The organism is Escherichia sp. MOD1-EC6300 (assembly GCF_002965045.1).
Taxonomy (GTDB): domain Bacteria; phylum Pseudomonadota; class Gammaproteobacteria; order Enterobacterales; family Enterobacteriaceae; genus Escherichia; species Escherichia coli_F.
In genome coordinates this window covers 1-299 of sequence record NZ_PTRH01000077.1, presented here as the reverse complement: position 1 = coordinate 299, position 299 = coordinate 1, and the positions used below count along the sequence as shown (strand labels likewise).

Here is a 299-nt window from a genome sequence, read left to right as displayed (position 1 = left end):
CGGGTCGTTAGCTCAGTTGGTAGAGCAGTTGACTTTTAATCAATTGGTCGCAGGTTCGAATCCTGCACGACCCACCAGTTTTAACATCAAACTCAGATGTTAAGCGTGAAGGATAACGTTGCGCCAGCAACGGCCCGTAGGGCGAGCGAAGCGAGTCATCCTGCACGATCCACCAATATTAAAGATTGGTCCCGAGTAGAAATCATTCAGGTAACACCCGTATGGGTCGTTAGCTCAGTTGGTAGAGCAGTTGACTTTTAATCAATTGGTCGCAGGTTCGAATCCTGCACGACCCACCA

Annotated in this window: 2 tRNA genes; both read left to right on the top strand. The window is 49.2% G+C overall.

What is annotated here, in order from left to right:
* Position 1 precedes the first annotated feature (1 nt).
* Positions 2-77 (top strand) — tRNA-Lys (locus BGE37_RS24890).
* Between the two features lie 146 nt (positions 78-223).
* A tRNA-Lys gene (locus BGE37_RS24885) sits at positions 224-299 on the top strand.